This window comes from Undibacterium sp. GrIS 1.2 (assembly GCF_040544435.1).
Classification (GTDB): Bacteria; Pseudomonadota; Gammaproteobacteria; order Burkholderiales; family Burkholderiaceae_D; genus Undibacterium.
This window is the reverse complement of the sequence record NZ_JBEONP010000121.1, coordinates 1-3,207: the sequence shown is the minus strand read 5'-3', so window position 1 is coordinate 3,207 and position 3,207 is coordinate 1. Positions and strand designations below refer to the sequence as shown.

Here is a 3,207-nt window from a genome sequence, read left to right as displayed (position 1 = left end):
AGGGGTCGATTTGTTTTAGGTGCAATAAGTGACGGTAGGAGATCGAGCACTGGCGTGGGGGTAGTTCTGTAAGTCAATGATTTTATTAAGGTTTCAGCTCGTCGTTTTTCAGCGTATTGTGTCCTACCAAATTGAAGGAGACAAACGATGCAAAGCTGGCAAACAACGTATCTGGGTCTGAAGGACCTTCCGCGTGAACTTAGTACCTTTGAGTTACAAGCGTTTTTCACTTTTAGTCGTTCAGAACACGAAGTAATCAATCTGCGCCGAAGCGATACCCACAAATTGGGACTTGCTTTGCATATCGGATTTTTACGTCTGAGTGGGCGTACACTCAATGCGATTCGTGTTGTCCCTGCGTCACTCTGGATTCACCTGGGCAAAGAGCTTGGCGTACCACCTCCTGAGGTGGCATCACTTAAAGCCATGTACAGACGTGGCAGGACATTTTTTGATCATCAACAGCTCGCTCAAGAAACGCTAGGCTTTGGTTGGCCTACTGATCACCAGAGGCGTTCCTTTGTGCATGCCTTGCGCGATGAAGCCATCCGATTTAGTGACAAAGATCAACTGCTTAATTTTGCCCGGCGCTGGCTGTATGACCGCCACTTTCTCATTGAGCATGACCGCGCATTGCGCAGTCAGATCGTCGCAGCACTAAATTTGCTTGAAGCGGAAACTGGCGCGACCATTGCGACAACCGTCCCCTGTGCCTTGTTGGATAAGTGGCACGACAGTTTGGCCCAATTTCGTCCAGATGGTCAAATTCAACAAAGCTGGTTATGGGAAGCCCCTGCCAAACATTCGACTGTACAGATTTCCCAAGTGTTTGAACGGCTCAATCTGCTCTACAGTCTCGATATTCACAAGCACTTGGGTGACTTGAGTGATCTCATCGTGCGCAGGTATGCTCGTCAATTGGCCAATCGGCCGCCATCGGTGGGTGCCAGAATTAAAGAACCCAGACGGACCGTAGAAGTGGCGTGTTTTCTGCGCTACTGCTTATTTACCACCACTGATCAGGCTATCTCGATGATTCAACGCCGAGTGACGGATCTGTGGCGTTTGGCAAGAGATGAAGTGCCTGATACCGTCAACTGGGCAGTGCTCTATAAAAAATTAATCGCAGATTTGGCTGGATTGACTGCACAGGGCGACCTCACCAATGACCAGTTGCGCTTGCGCGTGATAGAACTGGTTCAACTCAATGAACAAGCCAAACCACCGAGCCGTGCTTCCTTGGTACGCGAGCGTCTATTTGATGGAATTCGACCAGTACGCTCTTTGTTGGCCGAAATTGGTAAGTTGCCCTGGCAAGCTGACGAGGGAAATCCGGTTCTCGCTGCTCTCAACGCGCTTCTCAAATTGTATGCTGACAAAGTGCGGGAGCTGCCAGCGGAGATGAACGTACCTCATCTTGGGCGGGTCTGGTTATCGGCGATTACAGGTGAAGACAGAGACAAGGCGATGCGCGCATTAGAGGTCGCCACCTTATTTTCGTTGCGTCGTTGTATCCGTAATGGCTCGGTATGGGTGAATCACAGTCTTCTTTTTCGTGGACGGGCGCGCCTATTTTTTACACCAGAACGCTGGGCAGCGGAGTCTAAACGACACTATACTCGGTTAAATTTGCCGCCCAAGGCAAGCACGTTTTTAGCCCCGCTACTTGTCCGAGTACGTGCTGGCGTGGCGGCTGTGGCACAAGCCGCCAGAGAGGGCAAACTACGTGTTGATGATGAGCTACATCTCACGGCAATGCCTGCCGAAGATGAGGATCCTAAAGTCATTGAGCTACGTAGTCAGCTCGACAAGCGGCTGGGCGAGGTACAGTTACCTGAGGTTATTTTACAAGTGGATGCCCAGGTTCGGTTCAGCTGGATCATGTTGGGACGCGAACCACGTTCGACTGAAGAACTGCTGATGGTCTACGCCGGCATCTTGGCACACGGTACCAGCCTAACATCGGCCGAATGCGCGCGAATGATACCGCAGTTGTCGGCCGTCAGCATTCGTCAAGCAATGCGCTGGGCAGGCGACGAACGCAGGTTGAGTCAGGCCTGTAGCGCAGTGCTGGAATTCATGCAACGTCAACCGATTGCCGCAACTTGGGGACGATCAGACCTGGCATCTTCGGACATGATGAGTATGGAGACGACCAAACGCGTTTGGCAAGCCAGACTTGATCCCCGGCGCAACACGCCTTCCATTGGAATTTATTCTCATGTGCGCGACCGATGGGGTATTTCGTATGCCCAACCTTTTGTGTTAAATGAGCGTCAGGCTGGGGTTGCGATTGAGGGGGTCTTACGTCAGGAGCGAATGGAACCCAGTCAGTTGGCAGTGGATACCCACGGCTACACTGATTTTGCAATGATGCTGGCGCGCTTGGTCGGCTTTGATCTTTGCCCTCGTTTGAAAGAATTAAAACAACGCCATTTATTTTTGCCGCGTGGCATGGATATTCCAGCTGAAATTGCTGCGGTATGCGATGCGTCCATCGACATCGATTTAATTGAAAAACATTGGGATACTTTGGTGCATTTGGCGGCATCGGTGATGAATGGGAATGCCAGTGCAGTGGCGGCATTGGCGCGATTTGGTTCTGCTGCCCGTGGTGAACCAGTCTATGAAGCGGGTGTTCAACTCGGACGATTACTGCGCACCGCTTTCCTGGCCGACTACTTTGTGAATACTCCCTTCAGGCAAGAACTGCGTCGGGTACTTAACCGTGGTGAGGCAGTCAACGCTTTGAAGCGTGCCATCTATACAGGACGCATCAGCCCGGCACAGGCCAAGCGAGCAGATGAAATGCAGGCGGTGGCCGACGGTTTGAGTTTGTTAGCCAACACCGTAATGGCATGGAATACGATGCAGATGCAGGGAGTAGTGAATCGCTGGGCAAATCGACGGCAAATCATTGAGGCAGACATTATGGCCAAGATCGCTCCGACGCGCCTAAGCGGTATCAATTTACGGGGAGTTTTTAGGTTTCCAGTGGAGCGTTACGCTGCAGATTTGATGCCTTCACTGGTACCGACGATAAATGCAGTGAATAGCTAAAACCGGCGACAGTTTGACGCCACATAACCGATGAAAAACAACGAGCTGAAACCTTAATGAAATCATTGACTTACAGAACTACCCCCACGCCAGTGCTCGATCTCCTACCGTCACTTATTGCACCTAAAACAAATCGACCCCAAATCA

The 3,207-nt window shown here is 51.2% G+C and carries 1 protein-coding gene; it reads left to right on the top strand.

Annotation, left to right across the window (positions count from 1 at the left end; genetic code table 11):
* The first annotated feature begins 147 nt into the window (after nt 1–147).
* Nucleotides 148–3,060 (top strand): Tn3 family transposase, encoded by a 2,913-nt coding sequence (locus tag AAKU61_RS22270; RefSeq protein WP_354335788.1) that lies wholly within the window; start codon nt 148–150, stop codon nt 3,058–3,060.
* The last annotated feature ends 147 nt before the right edge of the window (nt 3,061–3,207 follow it).